We start from the raw sequence: 2,526 nt of genomic DNA on the forward strand, positions 1-2,526 counted from the left end.
ACACGAAAATGAAAATCAAGATACAGATATTGATGAAAATTTCGTGGGTACTGTAGTTTCAGAAGTTGCTTGATATTCAGGATTTGGTAATCACTGGATAATATCATTTAGGGTAAAAGTGAAGGCAGAATTAGAAATTTTCGAAATTTTGAGGGGTAATTATATTTTAAATAGCATTAATCAATAACGGTTAAATGCTGAGGTTTTTCACACTCATCCTTTTTTCAGATGCACGAGTTTTAAACGAACCGCAGAGGCGCAGAGAACGCAGAGGAAGAGGAGATTGGGAGAGTTTTTGGTGTGGCTGTGTTTATTTTTTTCAAAGTGGGAATGATCTCAATTGTTAAAACACTTTTTAAATAGCAAGTTAAAATTTTTTGAATTTATTAATCAATAAAAATGAAATTGTATGATTTTCACTAATAAACAATAGACATTTTATAATTACTTCTTCTTGAAAGTGAGAGGCTATCAATTAGCAATACCTTACCCAGCAGATGCTACACGCAAAGCTGGAACTGGGACTATTGCTAATCCACAAATATCAACAGCTACTAAGCGACTCAGAAAAGCTAAAAACCTTCCTTTCACAGAACAACCACTATTTATAAACAATAACTACGAGATGACAGCAACAAGTGCGCCAATTATTAGTGCTACTCAAGCATACTTGAAACAACCTGATTGGAATAAATATACTGATGGCAAGCTTTACTTTTCAAAAGAATTTGGTAAAGGTCGTTATATTGAGTTCTACATACTTCACCAACAAGCACATCAACCACAATATATTTTAGACAGTGCAGAACACCAAATCCTGGAAAAGTACGGTGTAATCGCTGCTAGATTACACGCAGTATTTGCTACTTATGCTGCACAACAACAAGAACCTTGGAAAGAACCTTTTATCCTGCGTGGTTCAGAACTAATTAAGACGCTGCAAATATATAAAAGTAAAAAATTAAGTAAATCACAAAAACTCAAAGCTATAGCAGATTTAGCTATGGTTGTTGGTACTTTGGGAGCAGTTATTCAGTGGTACGAAGGCGATTTAAATCTTTGTATTAAAGAACGTTGTTTATTGTGGATGGTGAGTGTACAGGAATATAGTCAGCCGAATTTATTTCAAGAACCAGAAGATTTATTAGAGGTGATAATTCGTGTACAGCCTGGACTTTGGACTTATAATTTTCTCAATGCTGAAGGAGAAAAAGCAAAAACTGCACTTGATCAATGTGGGTTTATTCCCAAAGAAGTTTTTGATTTAGATACTCATCAACATAAACTAGCTTTCAATTTAGCTTTGTACATTGTTCAAAATAATGGCACTTGCAAAAATGGAATTTATACAGTTCGGAATTTATTGGCCAATATATTACCAGCTAATCAAATTGAGAAATTAGTGAATGATTATCGCTATGGTTGGCGATTAAAAGAAGATTTAGAAGAAGCTTTATTACTGTTAAAAGATAAGGTTAATATGACGATTGAATTTGATGATGAAAGCTATCCATTATGGTTAAGACCTGTGCGGGCAATACCAGAAGAATTAGCTCATTTATCACCTCAAGAAAGAAATCAAAAGTTACTGGGAAAGAAGAAGTTACCAGATAATTATATTCAAAATATTTTATTACCTGCTAAGTTAAGTTTTAAGTTACCTTCTTCACAGATAAATAATAATAAATCAGTAAAAAATCAAAAAAATACAAAATTTCACACAAAATCTAATAAAGCTGGTGTAAAAACACAAAGTCAGGTTGATGTTGTCATAAATAATTCTACCGTAGCTGAAACTTTGGGAGTAAATAATGGTAAAGTAACAGTTAAGAATATACCTGTTATCAAGGAAATAACTGGCAGCTTGGTTAAACAAATGAGAACAGCTAAAAAAATGAGTCAAAGAGATTTTGCTCATGCTGTAGGTATGAGTCAAAGCTGGGTCAGGGATATTGAGACTAAAGGTAAAGATGCACCTATTCCTGAAAAGTATACTGCTATAATTAAAGAGGTTTTAAATTTTGGATAAGCTGTTGAAAATCATGAGGTAATAGCAATGGCTTATAGCGATTTTAGCTTAACTAAGTTTAGGAATAATTTTCATATTACAATTAAGGAAGAAATTGATTTATTTGCCGCTGTAGAACCTATAGAAATCAGTGAAAAGTTAACCAGCACTTTGGAAGAAACTACGGAACTTGCGTTAGCAATAAATACAGAAAAAGCACGCTCAGAAATGATTATTACGCCAATTTTATTAGAAGTTAGGCGTAAGGCTAATTATCAAATTAGTTTATTTTCTGGTACAGATTTTAATGTTGATGTTGAGAAAGGTTTAAATGGTTATTGTGATTTTGTTATCAGTCGTTCTAGGGAACAGTTAACAATTAATGCTCCTGTGGTAATTATTGTAGAAGCTAAAAATGAAAATATTAAAGGTGGTTTGGGTCAATGTGCAGCAGCAATGTTAGCAGCACAGTTGTTTAATGAACAGGAAGGTAATGAAATTAAAACTGTTTATGGTGC

General features: G+C 32.7%; 2 protein-coding genes. Both read left to right on the plus strand.

Annotated elements, in window-relative coordinates; all coding sequences use genetic code 11:
- Positions 1-460: 460 nt before the first annotated feature.
- A complete protein-coding gene (locus PN497_RS17485) occupies positions 461-2,029 on the plus strand; it encodes a helix-turn-helix domain-containing protein (protein WP_272110728.1) in 1,569 nt (522 codons plus the stop codon).
- A 27-nt stretch (positions 2,030-2,056) separates the two neighbouring features.
- A partial coding sequence (locus PN497_RS17490; RefSeq protein ID WP_272110729.1) for a hypothetical protein occupies positions 2,057-2,526 on the plus strand: 470 nt, incomplete at its 3' end.

The sequence above is a fragment of the Sphaerospermopsis kisseleviana CS-549 genome (genome assembly GCF_028329225.1).
GTDB classification, from domain to species: domain Bacteria; phylum Cyanobacteriota; class Cyanobacteriia; order Cyanobacteriales; family Nostocaceae; genus Sphaerospermopsis; species Sphaerospermopsis kisseleviana.